At 39.2% G+C, this 20,034-nt stretch carries 14 protein-coding genes; 10 read left to right on the top strand and 4 right to left on the bottom strand.

The window, feature by feature from the left end:
• On the bottom strand, nucleotides 1-2,091 hold the full coding sequence (locus tag R2Q77_RS19620) for an HRDC domain-containing protein (protein ID WP_316805406.1): 2,091 nt from the start codon (nucleotides 2,089-2,091) through the stop codon (nucleotides 1-3).
• A 249-nt stretch (nucleotides 2,092-2,340) separates the two neighbouring features.
• Here R2Q77_RS19620 and R2Q77_RS19615 point away from each other — a divergent pair, with 249 nt between their 5' ends.
• Nucleotides 2,341-3,033: a competence protein gene (locus R2Q77_RS19615; protein WP_316805405.1), complete on the top strand. Its 693-nt coding sequence runs from the start codon at nucleotides 2,341-2,343 to the stop codon at nucleotides 3,031-3,033.
• A gap of 335 nt (nucleotides 3,034-3,368) precedes the next feature.
• Complete coding sequence (locus tag R2Q77_RS19610; protein WP_316805404.1) at nucleotides 3,369-3,866, top strand: YchJ family protein; 498 nt, start codon at nucleotides 3,369-3,371, stop codon at nucleotides 3,864-3,866.
• Here R2Q77_RS19610 and R2Q77_RS19605 read toward each other — a convergent pair.
• Entirely contained in the window at nucleotides 3,863-6,259 is a 2,397-nt protein-coding gene (locus R2Q77_RS19605) for an outer membrane beta-barrel family protein (protein WP_316805403.1), read from the bottom strand. The two genes, R2Q77_RS19610 and R2Q77_RS19605, sit on opposite strands and share 4 nt — an antisense overlap.
• Before the next feature lie 109 nt (nucleotides 6,260-6,368).
• Between R2Q77_RS19605 and R2Q77_RS19600 the strand changes: the two genes are divergently transcribed.
• A complete protein-coding gene (locus R2Q77_RS19600) occupies nucleotides 6,369-8,045 on the top strand; it encodes a histidine kinase (protein WP_316805402.1) in 1,677 nt (558 codons plus the stop codon).
• A complete protein-coding gene (locus tag R2Q77_RS19595) occupies nucleotides 8,042-8,740 on the top strand; it encodes a LytTR family DNA-binding domain-containing protein (RefSeq protein WP_316805401.1) in 699 nt (232 codons plus the stop codon). Before R2Q77_RS19600 ends, R2Q77_RS19595 begins: the two co-directional genes overlap by 4 nt.
• Nucleotides 8,741-8,871: 131 nt before the next feature.
• On the opposite strand, the gene R2Q77_RS19590 is transcribed toward R2Q77_RS19595, so the two are convergent.
• The gene (locus R2Q77_RS19590; protein ID WP_316805400.1) at nucleotides 8,872-9,090 is read right to left on the bottom strand and encodes a hypothetical protein; all 219 of its coding nucleotides are present in this window, start codon (nucleotides 9,088-9,090) and stop codon (nucleotides 8,872-8,874) included.
• A 73-nt stretch (nucleotides 9,091-9,163) separates the two neighbouring features.
• Nucleotides 9,164-9,553: a hypothetical protein gene (locus R2Q77_RS19585; RefSeq protein WP_316805399.1), complete on the bottom strand. Its 390-nt coding sequence runs from the start codon at nucleotides 9,551-9,553 to the stop codon at nucleotides 9,164-9,166.
• Between the two features lie 399 nt (nucleotides 9,554-9,952).
• On the opposite strand from R2Q77_RS19585, the gene R2Q77_RS19580 reads away from it, so the two are divergent.
• From R2Q77_RS19580 to R2Q77_RS19555, 6 genes are all read left to right on the top strand, one after another.
• Nucleotides 9,953-10,900, top strand: a complete 948-nt coding sequence (locus R2Q77_RS19580; RefSeq protein WP_316805398.1) for a hypothetical protein — start codon at nucleotides 9,953-9,955, stop codon at nucleotides 10,898-10,900.
• A 5-nt stretch (nucleotides 10,901-10,905) separates the two neighbouring features.
• Nucleotides 10,906-11,445: a phage tail protein gene (locus R2Q77_RS19575; RefSeq protein ID WP_316805397.1), complete on the top strand. Its 540-nt coding sequence runs from the start codon at nucleotides 10,906-10,908 to the stop codon at nucleotides 11,443-11,445.
• Nucleotides 11,446-11,448: 3 nt separating this feature from the next.
• Complete coding sequence (locus tag R2Q77_RS19570; RefSeq protein ID WP_316805396.1) at nucleotides 11,449-12,000, top strand: phage tail protein; 552 nt, start codon at nucleotides 11,449-11,451, stop codon at nucleotides 11,998-12,000.
• Nucleotides 12,001-12,011: 11 nt separating this feature from the next.
• Entirely contained in the window at nucleotides 12,012-12,548 is a 537-nt protein-coding gene (locus R2Q77_RS19565; protein WP_316805395.1) for a phage tail protein, read from the top strand.
• Entirely contained in the window at nucleotides 12,549-13,664 is a 1,116-nt protein-coding gene (locus R2Q77_RS19560; RefSeq protein WP_316805394.1) for an ABC transporter substrate-binding protein, read from the top strand.
• A 16-nt stretch (nucleotides 13,665-13,680) separates the two neighbouring features.
• On the top strand, nucleotides 13,681-20,034 hold a 6,354-nt coding region (locus R2Q77_RS19555), incomplete at its 3' end, for a putative Ig domain-containing protein (RefSeq protein ID WP_316805393.1).

Below are 20,034 nucleotides of genomic sequence, written 5' to 3'. Positions count from 1 at the left end.
TTAAAAAAGCTCGTTGGTGCCCAGGTAATTGTTAATCCATTTTAAAATTTCCCTGCCATGGTCTGTTGCGTTTCCAATGCCAACTCCTTTTATAGCAGCCAGTTGTTCGGTAGATTTAGGTAGTTTCTCGGCAATAAGTTGTAAAACCTGTTCAGAAAGTACGGTATGTTCGGCTACGTTTCTTTTTTCGCTTACACCTTTCCTCCAGGTAAGCAAATCCTGGAAAAGTAATGGGTTGATGATTTTTTTCGGTACTTCTGCTTTTTTAACAGGAATAACTTTTTCTTCCATTTCTTTTATGCTACCTGCGTGGTAAGCTTCCGTGTAAACAGCAGGACTGAAATTGTCCCATGAAATTTTAAATAATTCCATTTTAATACTCAGGGCATTGAAACTGTTATTCAACAGGCTCAAAATTTTCTCTGAATGTTCATCCCGATAAATTTTTACTTTATGAAATTCAGCTATTTCTTTTAAAATAGAGTTAATTTTTGGAGCAAAATAAGCAGATGCCTTTTTTAAACGCTCAATAAATAAACTTTCTGTTTTTAAACCGCTGTTGGCTGATATTTTGGAACGTTCCTGGTTTTTAAACTGGTTGGCAACTTTAATTACTTCCGTTTCCAATATTTTGCTGCAATGCGCCATCATTTTACGGAATACACTGTTTTCAACGGTATGGTTAAAATTAGATAGTTTAAGTGTTATCCATTGATTTTGAATGGTCTGAAAATCAAGTAAGTCGTCAATTAGGCTCCATTCAAAAGCAACCTGGTAAAAATCAAGCAGGTTGCGGTCAGGCTTTTTTTCTGTGGCCCCTTTGGTAAATTTGATCACCCCGGCATCTGTAATAATATTCTCCATTTTAACAGGCGTTTTTAACACCAAACCTTCTAAACTGCGGCAGCGGCTTAAAGCCACATAGGCTTGTCCGTGCGTAAACGAAGAACTTACATCAACAATGGCCTGATCAAAGGTTAGTCCCTGACTTTTGTGTACGGTTATGGCCCAGGCCAGTTTAAAAGGATATTGCGAGAACGTTCCGGTATTTACTTCATCAATTTTATTTTCATCCTGGTTAAGGTTGTATTTCAGGTTCTGCCATTCTTCAGGGATTACTTCAAGCACCGAAGCATCATCAATAAACTGAACCTGAACAGAATCACTGTTGATGGCCAGGATTTTTGCGGCCTTACCATTGTAAAATTGCTTTTTACCAGACGAATCATTTTTAATGAACATTACCTGGGCACCAACTTTTAGTTGCAGCACTTCATCAACAGGATAGGCATCTTTCGGGAAATCGCCAGAAATTACTGCCTGGTGTAAATATACCTCTCCACTTAGCTTATCTAAACATTCCTGATTAATTTGTGTAACCAGGTGGTTGTGGGTGGTTAAGGTAACGTATTCATCTTTCCAAACCTGATCCAAGCCAGGATCGTAACGTTTGTTAAGTTCTTCGAGTAAAGCCTGGCTCAGCGTATTTTCGCGGATGCCATTTAAAATATCCAGAAATAGCGGGTCAGACTGACGATAAACTTTATCCAGTTGAAAAGTGGTGATTTGGATGGAACGCAACACAAGGCTATCAAAAAAATAAGGACTGGAGTAGTACGTTCTTAAAATATGCCATGCATCATGTGCAATGGGCGAAAGCTGGTAAAGATCGCCAATCATTAAAACCTGTACGCCGCCAAAAGGACGTGAAGAGGCCTTAACGGTTCGCAGTGAATGATCTATAAAATCAATCAAATCTGCCCTTACCATACTAATCTCATCAATAATCAGCAAATCAAGGCACCTTAAAAGCTTTATCTTATCTTCAGAATAACGAACTTCCTGCGTAGGTATTTCGCCTTGCCTTACGGGGATAAGTGGGCCAAATGGAATCTGAAAAAAGGAGTGAAGCGTTACACCACCTGCATTAATTGCGGCTACAGCGGTTGGTGCAACAATGGCAAAATTCTTTTCCGTGGTATTCTTAATGTGGCGAAGTAAGGTTGTTTTTCCTGTTCCAGCTTTTCCGGTTAGAAAAATGGGTTGATTGGTCTGTTTAAGAAAATCGAGTATGAGCTGATTATCGTTCAATGTTGTGCATTTATTGCAAGGTTTTATTAAACCCTGTTTGTTTATGAGTAGCCCGAAAGCAATTGTTAGCTGTTTTTTACAAAGATGCCCTGAAAATTTTTAATCAACATCATTTAAACGTTTATTTTTTGTTGATTGTATTTTGGCTAAAAATACAATCATTTTTTTATTTTTTCACTAAAAATATTAGTATATATTTGCCTTTGTTAAAAATTAATTTGTTTACTAAACTAATGTGTTCATCCGCACATGAAAACCGATAACCCTGAAGCATTGACTGACCAAACTCCTTCTTTTACAGAAAAGGCAGGACGAGGTGCTTTTGATGCCTTAAATATTAAAACGTATTATGCAGGTGAAACCCCATGGCACCGCAACTGGAAACTTGCTTTTCCTGAAAATTACAGGGAGCGGGGGTTTTATGATAATCAAACAGGAGAAATTCATCGTGCCGATGTGCATACACCATCGGGGATCACGCTCGAATTTCAAAACTCGCCAATTACACTTGCCGAATTAAACAGCAGGGAAGCCTTTTATCCTAAATTAGTATGGGTGTTGAATGGAAAAAAGTTTAAAGGTTTCAGAATATTGAAAAATCTGCCGGATGTGGATGATCCGGCTTTAGATCATTATGAATTTTGCCACAGCGATCATCTTTCTATGGTTCGAAAAACCGAAGTTTTAATGGGCTTAACCAAACCTAAGGTGCTGAATTTTTACCATCCTGAAATTAAAAAAGTTGCCATAACCACACATTATTATTCATATTGCTGGAAACAGCCACATGCCGTATGGTTTATGGCCAGGGCACCGATTATTGTAGATTTGGGTGGCCACTTTTTATACGAACTTAAAAAGAGAAAACAAGTTTCGGGAGATTACGCTTATTTGAAATTAATTACCCGAAAATCCTTTATTGAAATGTATACCTGTGGCTAAAAATAGCGGATATTTTTTTCCTTTTTTCGTGGAAACTTACCTTTGTAGAATAAATATATTGCAAATATCGTCAGCCCGAACCCTGAAGCTAAATAGGATAATACGCTTAGTCCTGCATGTTTAAAAAAGAGATAAAACAATATAATCGCAATACAAAAGGTAAGTATGCTGATGATATAGAGGAGCGTTGATTTAAATTTCATGATGGGCGTTTTATACTTAAAACGAACCCGCAATGCTTATCGCTACATTGTAAATGCATTTTTAAATGTTTTGCACAGCAACAATTCAGTAGATATTAAATACATGTTTTCGGCATAAAACGATATTGGCTCATGGTCCTGCCGAAATTTTTTCAGCAGGATTTGAACTCAATGGTACTAAAATGTAAACCGGGGGTAAAGTACCAAATGGATGCCGGAATTAAACTTTTATATACCTTTACTGCAGATATGGATACAACTATTTGTGCGTGCTGTTCGGGATTAAGCTATGAAAATTGCTGTAAACCTTTTCACCAGCATCGAAGCGTTCCGGCAACTGCCGAAGCATTAATGCGTTCGAGGTATTGTGCTTATGCCTTACATTTAACAGATTATCTGGTAGAAACCACCCATAAAAGTCAGCGGCATTTGCATGCTAAAAAATCAATCAAAGAATGGGCAGTAGCAAACACCTGGTTAAAGCTTGAAATTTGCGATACTGCCCCAAATATTGTAGAATTTAAGGCTTATTATCAAAATGGTTTACAACTGTACATCCATCACGAACGATCAACTTTTAAGTTTGAAAGCGGAAAATGGTACTATGTAAGCGGGCAGTTTTTCGATTAATTCCTGTTTCCACTTTTTGCTTGCCTGATGGATTCATTGTCTTTCAGGTTAAAACGGTAAACAAAAGTTAAGCGGTAACGTGCTGCATTAGAGTTGCTTAATTGATTCAAAACATAGTTTTCGCCGGTGGTTAAGGTTTTGGTTTTGCGCGAGTCAAGAATATTTGTTCCGTCAAAACTTAAGGTTGCTTTATCTTTCAAAATATTTCTGCTCAATCCCACATCTAAATTGTGTATAGCTGCCCTGTAAGTTTGGACATTATTTTGAGCACCTGTATAATTGTAGCGGATTTGTACATTAACAATTTTAGGGTATTTAATTTGTGTGCTTAATCTTCCGGTTAAAATATGCCCCTTAAAATTAAAATCCTGGTTTGAATAAAATCCTTCCTGCTTAAAATTATAAGCATTCATCTCCGCATTAACTTGCAACCATTTTAATGGATTGTACAGTAATGAAAGCTCAATACCACTTCTGATTTCCCGATCGATATTAACTGGGGTGGTGTAAAAAACACCTGCATCCCGGTATGTATAGTTTTGGATAAGAGCACGGTTATTTTGATAATACAGGGATGGATTAAAGGTTAGGGTGCCCCAGTTTTTTAAAAGCCCAATTTCTAAAACATCAGCATACGAAGGGTTTAAGTTAGGATTACCAATATATTGCGCATTTAAATCTGTTAATTCGTTAAAAGGATAAAGCATCCACAGTGACGGACGATTAATCCGTTTACTGTAACTAAACTGAGCTGAAGTACTTTCATTGATCTGATAACCGAGATTTAAAGTTGGAAAAATGCGCGTGTAGTTTTTATCGTTTCGGTAAGTACCTATACGGTCTTCAATACTTATTTTTGTAAGTTCGCTACGCAAACCCAGCATGTATGAAAACTTTTTACCTTTGTTGCTTAGTTGTGCATACGCACTGCCAATAAGTTCATCGTACTCCAGTTTATTGTTAATGTTATCATAAATTAACCATTCATCGCCCTGCTGCTGTTCTGCATTAAAACTGGTTATAACACTTCTTTTTTCGGCTTTTAATCCAACTTCGAGCATCATTTTCTCATTAAGCGGTTGTTCCAAATCTGTTTGCAATAAAAAATCTTTACTTGATCCAATTGAGCTTGTTCTGATACCGGGTAAATTTTCAGTTACCGGAAATGTTTTTTGGGTATTTAAATTCCAGCTTTTATCGCTGTTCCAAAAATCATACTGCATATCAATTGTAAATTTCTTTCTGGCATTTTCAAAGGTTTTAGTGTAATTAAATTCGAACTGGTTATAATCACGTTTTTCCCACGATTCGGCATTTCTAACCAAGGTGCTATCTGCACGGTTACTGCTGTACCCGTAATTTAAAAGGCTTTTATCATGGTCGTGTGTTGCGTTTTTAAAGTATGCAGCCGTTATGGTATTGTGCGCATTAATTAAATAGTCGGCGCCCAAATAAATCAGTTTGGCATCATCATGTCTATTTTCATCGTGTGTTTGATCCAGGAAATTGCTTAATCCGTTGTTGGTTAAAACCTGGTTGCTGCTGTAAAAACCTTTATAATCCGACAGCCTAATGCCCAGTGTAGAAAATAAGTTTAACTTATCTGATTTATAGTTTAAACTTGGATTAATACGCGTTTCGTTGGGTATGCCGCCTACTACTTTTAGCTGACCATTGAAACCACCATTTTTGTTCTTTTTAAGGATAATGTTAATGATTCCGGCAGATCCCGCGGCATCGTATCTCGATGAAGGGTTGGTAATGACCTCAACTTTTTCAATTAATCCAGCCGGAATCTGATCCAGTGAGTTGCTTTGGGTTAAGCCAGACTGGCGCCCGTTTATCAATACCGTAACATTGCTGTTTCCACGCAAGCTAACAGCGCCTTCGGGATTTACAGAAACAGAAGGTACGCTGTTTAAAATATCATTAACAGAACCACTTTGTGCTAAAATATCTTTACCAACCTCGAATACTTTTTTACCAAGTTTTAAACTAATTCCAGGTTTTTCTGCAGTAACCAACACATCGTTTAAAATGGTTGCATCCTGCACTAAAGTTAAGCTGCCTAAATCAATTTTATGGGCGGTCGGGTTTAAAATAATTGTTTTGTTTAAAGTTTGATAGCCTATTAAGCTGAATTGAATATCAAGTTCCTGTATAGGCAATCCTTCTAGGTGGAAAGTTCCTTTATCATCGCTAATGACCGTTAAAATAGATTTTGCATTTTTATCTTTTACATTTATGGTAACGTAAGGCAATGGGAGCGAAGCCTTTTGATCGGTTAGTTTACCACTGATTACTCCATTTTGAGTGGTTTGGCTGATTGTATTTTGTGTGTACGCTTTATTGCCAATAATGAAGGCCGTAAAGAGAATAAGCAGTTTTTTCATACCGCAAGATTAAGCGGCTAAAAGATTTGATGAAGAATAAAACATGCCAACGGCTCTATATCCTTTCAAAATGCATTTTTCTGTCTTAAATTCGCCCTAACTTTACATCATGCCTAAATTAAGTTTCTTATTGTTGCTCATCTTTTTATTACCATCCTGCAAACAGGACGTACATTATGAATATGCTGATGCGGTTTACAAAAGCGGGGATGATTTGCAGCGGGCAAAAAAAGACTCTTTTACAAAAGACTGGATAAACGAACCCCCCACCAAAAGCGAAGTTTTTTGGGCGAGGGTTGAGGTAAAAATACGGGATAGAGATAATCGGGATAGTATTCCGTTGGGTTTACAAATCCATAGTTTTGGTTCTTTTGATGTGTATTGGGATGGCGTTTTTCTGGGTAAAAATGGTCAGTTTGCAAAAGATAAGGTTCATGAAATTCCAGGTAGTGAAGCCAGCAATTTTATTGTGCCTGATTCTCTTGCCAGATCGGGCTTGCACAGCCTGGCTTTGCGAAGTTCGCAACATTATAGCCCCCACGAAATCAGGAATATTGATGTAAAACTTCAATATTACAAGAGAATGATTGAACGCCCGCTGATAGCGATGTCTTTTATGAACCTCATGGCCGGCGCTTTTCTAATTGCTTCTTTATATTATTTCTTTCTATACATCAACAGCAGTGGCAGGGAACTAAATATTCTAATTTTTGGAGTTATCTGCCTGTTGTTTTTTATGCTGCTAATTGCAGAATATATCAAATTTTACATCACCATTCCATACAATCATTTTTATGTACGGCTGGAAATTATAGGCTGGCTTACCTTTTCCATCGCTTTGCTTGTCCCTTTTTATTTTACCCTTCAATTTTACTTTAAGCATAAGTTTTGGTTATTGGGTGTAGAGCTTGTACTGTTAATTTACATTTATATTTACAATTTCAGGCATTACGACTGGACTGCAATGCTGTTTAGTTATACCATGTGGTTTACTACTTTAATTATAGTGGTTAATGCCTTGTTTAACCGGGTTAAAGGTGCATGGGTAGTCCTTTTCTGTTTTCTTGTAAGTGCGGTAATTGCCAGTTTTATTGTTTATGATTTTGTGCTTTTCATTTGCTTTACACTGATTGTGCTCTCTATGCTTTATTTACATTCCATCAGAACCAAGCTGCTCGAAAAAGAACATCAATCCTCTATATTGCTGTCATCCAGGTTAAAATTAGAACTTTTAAAGAAAAACATCCAGCCTCATTTTATAAAAAATACTTTAACGTCTATGATCGATTGGATTGAAGAATCGCCTAAAGACGGAGTTATTTTTATTCAGGCTTTAGCGAAAGAGTTTGATATTTTAAATGAAATTGCCGATCAAACTTTAATTCCAATAGCTACAGAAATAGAACTTTGTAAAACACATTTAGAGGTGATGCAATTCCGCAAAGAAATTAATTACCAGTGGGAGCAGTTTAACATAGATGAAATGGATTTAATTCCACCCGCTATTATCCATACCATTTTGGAAAATGGGATTACACACAGTATGCCCACGCATGAAGGGAAAATTATTTTTAAACTCAGTTTTGAAAAAACCAATAATTACAAAGAATATAAGTTGTTAACGATGGCAAGAAACCGGAAAAAGGTAAAGGACAAAAATGCGGGCACGGGTTTTCAGTATATCGCAGCCAGGTTAACGGAAAGTTACGATCAAAACTGGACTTTTGAATCAAATGCTATACCGGAAGGCTGGCTTACTTCAATAAAAATAGCGACGAGGATATGAAGATTTTAATTGTGGAGGATGAAGCCAGAATTGCTAAAAGGGTAGAGCGGATGACCCGTGATTTTTTTGGTGAAGTGATTGAAAGTCTGGTGGTTTGCGAATCTATAGGAAGCGGTTTAAGGTATTTAAATGAACAAACCCCTGATCTTTTACTATTGGATTTAAATTTGAATGGAGAAGATGGTTTCGATTTATTAAAAAGTGTGGTTTCAGGAGCCTTTCATTGCATTATTATTTCGGCCTATACCGAAAGGGCCATTACTGCATTTGCTTACGGTGTACTTGATTTTGTTCCAAAGCCCTTCGATCAGGAACGTTTGGATGCTGCTTTTAAACGATTATCGCAGCCTTCAGTAAAAAGAGAAATTAATCTTGAATACCTTGCTGTAAGAAAGGCAGGCTCTATCATTTTAATCTCTATTAAGGAAATCCGTTACATTAAAGGAGCAGGAATTTATACCGAATTACATTTACTCAACGGGAAAAAGGAACTGCACGATAAATCTCTCGAAAAGCTGGAACAACTGCTTCCGTCATCTTTCGAACGGATTCATAAATCTTACATTGTTCCCATTACACAGGCCGAAAAAATTATTGTACAGGCAGGGGGGAAATACCTGCTTGAGTTAAAAAATGAAGAGTTGCTTCCGATTGGAAGATCGAAGTACAAAGAATTGCGGCAAAAAATATTCTGAGTATTCTTGTTTTACAGTAAATTGAAACATTTCGACAGGCCAAACAGGATTTTTAGTTTTTAATAATGAAATTTCAGCTAAATCTAACAATCCCAAACCTGTCGAAACGTATTCCTTACTTAATAAATATCTTACGAATTAAATAAGGCCGGGCTTCCATTTTCATAAACATAGGTCATACTGATGGGTGCTCTTGTAGACCAGAATTCCGAATCAATACCATTTACTTTTTTAACAATCCGGGCAACGTCGGCATCATCATTTAATATAATTTTAAGGGTGTTTTCTCCGGTTTGTTCAACATCCTTGATGTCATCTGCCAGTGCGGTTTCTTTTAATATGCTAATCATGCTTTTCATATTAGTTTAACCCCTTAAAACTATAATGGTTTCAATAAATTTAAATTAAGTAAGCGCCGGTGATTTACTTTAAATTTTCGTTAGGGTGCGAAAGATGGTTTTCAATTTCTCCTGCAATATAGTTTATTTGCAACGTATTTAAATGCAGTTGAGGTCGGTTTTCTTCATTATGCTGATAATCAAATGGGGGCAAATCGCCGGGCAGAATTTCTTCTTCGGGTACAAGTTCCCATCCGGTTTCGCGGTTGCGAATGGCGCCGATAATGCCTCCAAAATAAATGATTTTATAATAATCAGATTCGGGCAGGATGGTTAAGGTTAAATTGTGCTGATGGTGTACAATATGGATGTTGAAAGGGCTCATAATGGCATAACATTTTTTGAGGATTTTGGTTTTTAAAATGTTTAATTTGCCTGTTTTGCTGATCATTTTAATCCCCATGGTGAATGCCATTTAATTAGATTTTATAATTTAACGGTTAGATGGTTTACGAATTAGCATGACATTTGTCAAATCGTGTATTTTTTTAAATACGGTTTCCCATTAAAAAATATAGCGTTAATTTAGTATACAACAGCCATAATCGATTTTAACCAGGTATTAATGCTCATTTCTTATGCAAATCTGCTGCTGCAGCAATTTGAATTTAAATTTTCTTTTTTCATACATTTGAACCAAACAAACTATAATTAGTTTCTGCATCATTAAACTATAAAATCCGCAAGGCCTAACTAACCTTGTTAAATATGTCGCAAATAGAGTTCTCCTCTTTGCCGGCTAATTTAGTTTTAGACTTTTTTGATGTTCGAAAAGATTAAAACTTGTATACCCTATCATCCTTATTTTACTTTTATGAACTCTAACAGACGCTCTTTTCTAAAGAGAAATGTTGTGCTTGGCGGTGGTCTTCTGCTGGCCGGATCATTAGATACGCTCGGTAACGTAACGCAAAAAATCAACACCCGGTCTTCAGCCCTTAAAAATATAAGTATAAGCTATACCAATGATCTTTGCGGACAAACCGAAACGGTTTTAAAGGATTTAGGCGGGCTTAATGCATTGGAAGCCAGTTTGAAAAATCAGGAGCAGCATGCATTGTTTTTTGATGCGGGTGGTTTTATTAATCCTTTACAAAATTTTAAGCAGCAGCTAAAAGGCATTGATGTAATGAATAAGCTTGGCTACCACGCAGTAAACCTGAGTAAGGATGAACTGGCCGGTGGTACAGCACAATTAATTAAGCTGATTCCTTATCTTAATTTTCCCTTAATTAGTGCCAATTACCATTTCGATGAGCCTGTGCTAAACCATGCTATAGCACCCTATATTACATTTAAACATGGAAATTTTAAAATCGGGGTAACTGGTGTTGGTGCCTGTGTTAAAATGGAAGGCTTAACCGTTTCAAACCCGCATGAGGCTTTAAAAAAGGTCAGCATTAAATTAAAAGAAACCCATCAGTGTGATTTAATCATTTGCTTAACCCATTTAGGTGTTGATGGCGATTCTGAATTCTATAACAAAACTTTAGCTGAGCAATCAGCACTCACCGATTTGTTTATCGGGGGTAAACAAAACGGGCAGCCAACTGGCCTTAGCGTAATTAAAAATATTGTAAAACACGATACTTTTTTAAGCAATAACCATCCTAAAGGTTTATCCCTGTCTCAGGTTATTTTCAGTTTTAACCAAAATGGTGATAAAATCGGGGTTGTACTCGACCAGGAGATACCGAGCCTCTATAAACAAACAAAACTGGCAAAAGTGAAAGATTTTAACGCATATAAGAATATAATATAAAATACATGGAAAGATTTGATAACATCCCTTTTATGGGTGAAATAATGATGATTTCTTTTAATTACGCTCCCAAAAACTGGGCTTTTTGTAATGGTCAGTTAATACCCATTAATCAAAATCAGCCCTTGTTTGCTCTATTAGGAACCACTTATGGCGGTAATGGTACAACCAATTTTGGGTTGCCAGATTTAAGGGGGAAGGTACCCATACATATGGGCAATGGTTTTACTTTAGGGCAAACCGGTGGAGAAGTAGGTCATGCTTTAAATAGTAATGAAATTCCTCCGCACAGCCACCAGCTTAGCGCCACCAATTTGGCAGCGAAAGTAGGCGGAACGCCGGATACTGCAAATCCTGTGGGTAATTATTTTGCCAATCAGGCGGGTTTAACTACCCGTTTTAGCAAAAGGCCCGACTCTTTGGCTATAGCAAATACTGTTGTTTCTGGTTCAACAGGCATAAGTCAGTTGCACAACAATATTATGCCTTCATTAACTATAAATTTTGTAATCGCCCTTGTGGGCATATTTCCTTCAAGAAACTAAATTATGGCAGATCAACCATTTGTAGCAGAAATTTCGATAGTAGCGTTCAACTTTCCTCCCAAAGGTTGGGCGCATTGCGATGGACAAATATTACCCATATCTCAAAATACGGCCATTTTTTCCTTATTAGGGACCAATTATGGGGGTAATGGTTCAAGTACTTTTGGCTTGCCCAATATGCAGGGACTTGTGCCCATGTTTTATGGGCAGGGACCGGGCTTGTCTGCACACAGCATAGGAGAAACAGGTGGTTCGGCCAGCGTTACTTTAATTGCCAGTGAATTGCCTTCACATACCCATCCGGTTGTTGGGGCATTAAATACCGGTGGAACGGCAACTTCAGTAAATCCTGACAATAGCCTGCCTGCAATAGCCTTGAATAATGAATTGATTTATTCTACAACTGCCGGGGCAGGCACAACCAAACCACTGAATATGACTAAACAAGATAGCGAACTCTTTAATGGGGGCGGACAGGCACATAACAATATGCAGCCCTATCTCACACTTAACTTTATTATTGCGCTTCAGGGTGTTTTTCCTCCAAGAAGCTAAACTATACGATTATGCAACCACACTTAGGAGAAATCAGAATGTTTGCTGGAAATTTTGTTCCTGCAGGCTGGGCATTTTGTGATGGACGGTTATTACCCATTGCTGAAAATGATGTACTTTTTAATTTAATTGGAACCACTTATGGTGGTGATGGGATAGAAACATTTGCTGTGCCGAATTTACAATCACGTATTCCGGTGCATCAAGGTGCAGGTACTTCTTTTAGCCAATTCGGTGCCGCACTGGGAACAGAAACGGTAAACCTTGTTGCTAATAATTTACCTCCACATTCGCACAGCATCCAGGGGCCACAAATGCCGTATCGCGGAGACGGACCAGGAAACAGTGCCGATCCACTTAATAATGGACTGGGTATTGGAACAGGGAAAAAATATTATGCTATGGGTACTCCAACAGGCACCATGGGGCCACTGTCTGGAACTTTAAATATTCTGCCTAATGTGGGCAACCAGCCTCATGATAATATGCAACCTTATTTGTGTGTAAGTTTTATTATTTCTCTTTTCGGTATTTATCCTCAAATGTAAATGAAAATAGGTTTACTACTCCCAGGTTCATCTACACATCCATTAATCCCGCATAATTTTATGGGCGGAATTAATGCGGCGCTTGCTGCGCATCAACAGGCAGATCAATTTGAAATTTTTTCAGCTTTTATTGGCTTTGGAACGGATGAAAAGCTAATCAGCAAAGAGGCTGAAGAACTTTTTATGATGAAGCAAATTGAAGTGCTGATTGTTTTTGGTGATGAACCTAAAATACAAAGACTTTATCCGCTTGCAAATGCCTTAAAAAAGCAAATTATTATTGTTAACCACGGTGCTCAGTTTAACTCGCTCAATAATGGCGATTATGTGGCTTACCATACATTAAATACAGTTGTAAGTGCTTACTTAACCGGTGAGGTAGCAAAAAAGAATAGCGATAAAGCATTGATGGTATCTTCATTTTACGATGGCGGATATTCGATTATGCAAGCTATGGTTGATGCCTTTTTGACCAATGAAGATAGTTTGGCAGGTAGCTTTATTTTGAGCTATTTATTAAAGGATTTTGATACTTCGGCCTTGAGGCAATCGCTGGAGAAAGATAAAAAACCTATGCTGTGTAATTTAAGCGGCGATTTGGTTGAAGCATTTTTTAAACAAATGAATAGTCTGGAAGGTGCCGAAGCTGTAAAGATATTTGCTTCATCCATACTTGTAGGAGAGGCGGCGGTATTAGAATCGGCCATTAATTTTCCGGTTACCGGATACACCTGCTGGCATCCTGAGATTAAAACAGGTGAAAATAAAAAACTGGTAGAAACTTTTGAAGCTGCAAACGGGCGGGCGGCAGATGCGGTGGCGGCTTTAGGCTGGGATACTGCATTGATTTTATTGCATGTTAAAAACAGCCAGCAAAAAGGGAATGCTTGTTTTGCCAACTTAGATATAGAGGCCGCAAAAGGAAAACTTAGTTTTGATTCTGTTACCAATCGTTTTCTTTCCAGCCAGTACCTCGCAAACTACCTGCCAGGTAACAAATTTCAATATTCAGATTCATTAAACTATGCAGAGATTTTATCTGCATGGAAAAATATAACAGCAGCCTATCCAGATGGAACAAGTGCAGGCTGGGTAAATACTTATCTCTGTTCCTAATAATCCTTATTCGCTCATGAAAAGAATAGCTATTCTAACGCTTAAATATTCACTTATATTAAGCTTATTTCTTTGCATCAAATTAAATGTTCATGCTCAGGCACCATGCTCGCTTTTGAAGGGCGATATTGTTATTAATGGCTACGATATGGCCGACGATCAGAATAATGGGACACTTAAGGATGACAGGTTTTCATTTGTCGTGCTTAAAAAAGTTAATTTAGGGCAGGTAATTTATTTTACTGATTTTGGCTATATCAATGCTACAAATCAGTTTCAAGTGCCTTCTAAAGCGGTAAGCGATGGGATAATTAAATGGACGGCAGATCAGGAATATGAGGCCGGAACAGAGATTATTATCAACTGTAAATTTACGCTTAAGGCTACTTTAAAAGATAATATAACCGCTGCTGGTACTGTGGTAGGTGCATTGGAATCATATAATACTAGTACGCTTTTTACCGGCGATCCAAAAGAATATATGAGTTTAGCGGAATTTTCTGGCGATCAGATTTTTGCTTTCTTATTACCTTCATCCAATGGAGTAAATGATTTCACAACCGGAATTACTTTTTTAGCGGGTATTTCGGCAAATGTTTCAAGCGGCGGCTGGATAACGGGCTTGTCGCCTAATTTAGCAGATGCTTCAATTTCAGAATTACCTGCCCAGTTAAATACGGGTGCACAAAACCTGATATTAAGTTATAACAATGGCGATAATACAGATGGATTTACTAATGATGGCTTTGCTGGTCGCCATAAAAATAAAATAACCAATACCGCTGCTGCCATCGTTGCGGATGCAAATACACCAGCCAATTGGGAATATGCTTCTAATTTTTATCCAGATCCTAATTTTGTTCCGTTATTAACAGCTGCAAATTATAGCTTAAGCCCATTAACGATTGGCACAATTGCCGATCGTTTAAATATTTGCCGTGGTACATCCACTACCTTTACGGCTGTAACCACAAATGCTTGTTCTTATCAATGGCAAATGCGTACCCCAGCCGGAACTTTTGCCAACATAACCAATGGTGGTATTTTTACTAATGTAACAACCAATACCTTAAACATTAGTAATGTTACCACGGTAGATGGTAACTTTTTCAGGCTTTTGGTAAATGGAAACGGCGGCATACAAACTTCCAATGAGGCCAAATTAACCGCAGTTAATCCGGTTATTTCCTTAACGGCAGCAACTTTTCCCAATGGTTTAAAAAATATAGCTTACCCCAATCAAACTATTGCGGTAACAAGTGGTGGTGTAGCACCTTATAATTTTACAGTTACGAGTGGTTCTTTACCAACCGGGCTAAGTATTGATGCAACAACAGGCATAATTTCGGGAACACCGACTACAACAGGTACATTTAATTTTATAATAAGTGCAACCAGTGCCTGTACCAGTACGGGGGCACAATCTTATTCTATTCTAATAAAAGAAATTTTAATTGCACCAGCTTCATTAACTGACCCAACAGTTGGGCAAGCCTATTCTCCTGTAACCTTATCGGCTACTGGCGGAGTTGCTCCTTATACATATGCGGTTAGTGCAGGTGCATTACCTGCAGGACTTACTTTGAGTGCTGCAGGTGTACTATCGGGAACACCAACAGCGGTGGGTAATTTTAACTTTACCATCCGTGCAACCGATGCAGCTGCAAGTCCTGGCCCATATTCAGGGACTATAAGTTATAGTATTACTACTGCAGCCCCAACTGTAGCCATTACGCCGGTAACTTTGTTAAATCCAAGAGCAGGCCTAAGCTATAGTCAAACCGTTGCTGCATCAGGAGGTACCGCTCCATATATTTACTCAATTTCGAGCGGAACTTTACCTGGGGGGCTAAGTCTTAATACGACAACGGGTGAAATTTCAGGGAAACCAACCGCAACAGGTAGTTTCAACTTTGCTGTGAGAGCTTTCGATTCATCCACAGGTGCAGGGGTGCCGTATGCAGGAACAAGAGCATACTCTATAACTGTTGCCGCACCTGTTATTTCTGTTATCCCTTTAACGCTTCCGAATACAACTGTGGGCTTAGCTTATGCAAGTCAAACTATTACGGCTTTAGATGGTACAGCTCCTTACACTTATGCAATAACATCAGGTGCATTGCCAGCAGGATTATCTTTGGCTGCAAACGGAACTCTATCGGGCACAGCAACTGCAGGTGGTAATTTTAATTTTACAGTTACAGCAACTGATGCAACAACTGGCGGTACATATACCGGATCAAGGGCATACGCCTTAGTCGTAAATACCCCAACAATTGCGATTGTGCCAATAACTTTACCAAGCTCATCGGCTGGTGTTATATATAATCGAACCATAACTGCATCTGGCGGCACAGCTGGTTATACCTTTACGGTAGTGTCCGGTACTTTGCCAACAGGCTTATCGTTAGCATTAAACGGAACCTTATCAGGTACTGCAAATGCAACCGGCACTTTCAATTTTATTGTTACTGCTACTGATGCTTCCACAGGTACTGGTCCATATACAGGATCACGTGCTTATACCCTTGTTGTAACAGCACCAACCATAACCATTACTACTGCTTCGTTAAATGCAGGTACTGTGGGAACGGCTTATAGTCAAACTTTAAGTGCCGGTGGTGGAACAGCTCCATATACATATGCCGTAACAGCAGGAAGTTTACCCGCAGGATTATCACTAACAACAAATGGAACATTATCAGGTACGGCAAGAGCTGGCGGTGTTTTTAATTTTACCATTACAGCAACAGATGCAACCACTGGCGGTACATATACCGGATCAATGGCTTATACCTTGACGATGAATGTGCCTACAATTGCTGTGAGTCCGCCTACTATTGCGAATGCAACTGTAGGACTGGCTTATTCTCCATCAACCTTAACAGCTTCTGGCGGCACAGCTCCATATACTTATGCGGTAACGGCTGGAACTTTGCCGGCAGGATTATCTTTGGCTTCAAACGGAACTTTATCCGGAACAGCAACAGCCGGCGGTACATTCAACTTTACAGTTACGGCTACTGATGCCTCTGCGGGTTCGGGCCCGTACACCGGATCAAGGGCTTATAATTTAACGGTAAATACACCCACCATTAATATTAGCCCTGTAACGTTTTTAAACGGAACAGCAGGAGTGGTTTATACACCAGTAACTGTTACGGCTTCTGGAGGTACAGCACCTTATGTTTATACCATAACTTCGGGTGCTTTGCCAGCAGGACTTTCTTTAACTTCTGCCGGTGCACTTAGCGGAACACCAACAGCATCAGGAGTATTTACGTTCACAATCCGCGCAACGGATGCTTCGGCTGGTACAGGGCCATATACAGGTGCGCGTGCTTATAGTTTAACAATTGCAGCACCAACAATTACAATTGCCCCGGCTACATTAGCTTCTGCAACAATGGGCAGTGCCTATAACCAAACGGTAAGTGCAAGTGGTGGTACAGCGCCATATACTTATACAATTGTTGCGGGGTCTTTACCAGCAGGACTTACCTTAAACAGTGCGGGATTACTTTCGGGGACTCCAACGGTATCTGGTAATTTTCCAATTACCATTAAAGCTGTTGACCAAACAGGCGGGGTCGGACCTTTTAGTATATCTAATTTTTATACACTTTTAGTACAGTTCTTGCCTAAAATTACCTCAGCAACTTACGATGCTTCAACTGGGGTATTGGTTGTAAACGGAACCGGTTTTCCGCCGGCAGGCCCTGCAGATATCAGTAAACTTATAATAAAGGCAAATGGATTTACTTACCCGCTAACAGCGTCTACCGTAAGTAACTCGAGTGCAACTTCGTTTACAGTAACATTAACTGCGGCTGATCAACTGGCTATTATGTTAAATAAAAATGGTACAACAGGTGCAGATGGAATTACCTATAATTTATCAGCCAATTTAAACTGGTTTTCTACAGCACCTGCTGATGCAACCGGAGGTACCATTACAGTGAGTAATTTAAACCAGCCTTCCATTACTTCGGCCGTGTATAATGCATCTACATCGGTGCTTACAGTTAGTGGAACAAACTTTAAAGCCTATCCGGGCGCTGGTAATGATATTGCAGTAAATAAATTGACCATTACAGCAGAAAGTACTACTTATACTTTAACCAGTAGCGATGTAGAACTAACGAATGCAACTACCTTCTCTGTAACGCTTAATGTAGCCGATAAACTGGCGCTTAAATCCATTATCAATAAAAACGGAACTCAATCAACAGATTTAACCTTATATAATTTAGCCGCTGCTGAAGATTGGATGAATGCGGCAGATGCTGCAGCTATCATCGCCGATTTAACTTTAAATGGCATTACAGTAAATAATGTTGCGGTACCAGCCATCACATCTGCAAGTTACCAGGCAAGTACAGGTATTTTAACGGTTACCGGAACCAACTTTTTAAGTTTAAGTGGTGCTGCAAATGATATTGTTGCCTCTAAATTTACAATAACAGGTGAGGGTAGCACAACTTATACTTTAACCAATACGCCAAATGTCGACATTACCTCTGCAACAATATTTACACTAACTTTAAGTAGTACAGATCAGGCCGGGCTTAATTATATTCTCAATAAAAACGGAACTTCTTCAACAGGTGGTACGGTATACAATTTGGCCGCCGGGGAAGATTGGGCCGCAGGCGCTGATGCAGCCCTTGCTGTAGCTGATGTTAACGGGAATGGAATTACAGTAAGCACCGTTGCTGTTCCGGCAATAACCTCGGCAATTTACGATGTTGCTACTGGTCAGTTGGTGGTAAGCGGAACAGGTTTTCTTTTCCTTAACGGACCTTTGAATGATGTTGTTGCAAATAGATTTTCATTTACCGGACAAGGAGGAACAATCTACACATTAACCAATACACCAAATGTTGATCTTACTTCGGCAACAGAATTTACCTTATCATTAAGTACTGCAGATAAAGCTGCAATAAAACCATTATTAAATAAAAACGGAACTTCATCTATAGGTGGTACAGCTTATAATCTTGCTGCCGCAGAAGATTGGGCGGCTGGAGCAGATGCGGCTTTAGTGGTTGCCGATCTTGTAAATCCGCTAACGGCGGTTAATGCCCTATCAACCAATGCCGATCTTTCCGGCCTGGCTACTTCTGCAGGAAGTTTAAATCCTACATTTGTAACGGCTACTACAGCCTACAATGTAAGTACAAATACCACCACCAGTACCGCAACTGTTACTGCTACATTAGCAGATTTAACAGCCAATATGCAAGTGAATGTTAATGGCGGTGGTTATGCTGTATTAAATAATAATACAGCCTCAGGTAATCTGCCATTAAATTTTGGAAACAATATTATTACGATTAAGGTTACTGCTGAGGATGGTTCAGTAAAAACATATACGTTAACCATTAACCGACCAAATGCCAGCCAAACCATAACTTTTGCATCAACAGTTACTACGGCTTATGGCACAACCGATTTTGATCCGGGAGCAAGCAGTGCAACATCTGCAATTAACCCAATTACTTACAGCAGCAGTAATGCTGCCGTTGCTACTATTGTTGGTGGCAAAATTCACATTGTTGGTTTAGGAAACACCAACATTACAGCATCACAGGCTGGCAGCATAGGTTTTGATGCGGCTCCGGATGTAGTCCAGGTTTTAACAGTTGTTAAAGGAACCGCAAGTATTGCATTAAGCAATTTGTCGCAAATTTATGATGGCACGACTAAAGCTGCTACGGCAACAACAACGCCAGTTGGTTTAAGCGGGCTGAGCATTACTTATGATGGTTCTGCAACGGTTCCGACGGCTGCAGGTACCTATGCTGTGGTGGCCAGTTTAAACAATACCAATTATACTGCGCCGGATGCGACAGGAAGTTTGGTTATTGCCCCTAAAGCGATTACGGTAACGGCCGATGCGAAGAGTAAAACTTATGGTTCAGCCGATCCGGCTTTAACCTATACGGTTGCTGCAGGCTCATTGGTTGGCGCAGATGCTTTCACAGGCGCTTTAAACCGTGTTGCGGGTGAAAATGTGGGTACTTATGCAATTAACCAGAATACTTTAAGTGCAGGCGCAAACTATGCGATTACTTATGCAAGCGCAAACCTGAGCATCGGTACCAAAGCGATTACGGTAACGGCCGATGCGAAGAGCAAAACCTATGGTTCAGCCGATCCGGCTTTAACCTATACGGTTGCTGCAGGCTCATTGGTTGGCGCAGATGCCTTCACAGGCGCTTTAAACCGTGTGGCGGGTGAAAATGTGGGTACTTATGCGATTAACCAGAATACTTTAAGTGCAGGCGCAAACTATGCGATCACTTATGCAGGCGCAAACCTGAGCATCGGTACCAAAGCGATTACGGTAACGGCCGATGCGAAGAGT

The organism is Pedobacter nototheniae (assembly GCF_032678625.1).
Lineage (GTDB): Bacteria > Bacteroidota > Bacteroidia > Sphingobacteriales > Sphingobacteriaceae > Pedobacter > Pedobacter nototheniae_A.
Note: the sequence above shows the minus strand (reverse complement) of the source record. Positions and strands in the feature narration are given on the sequence as shown.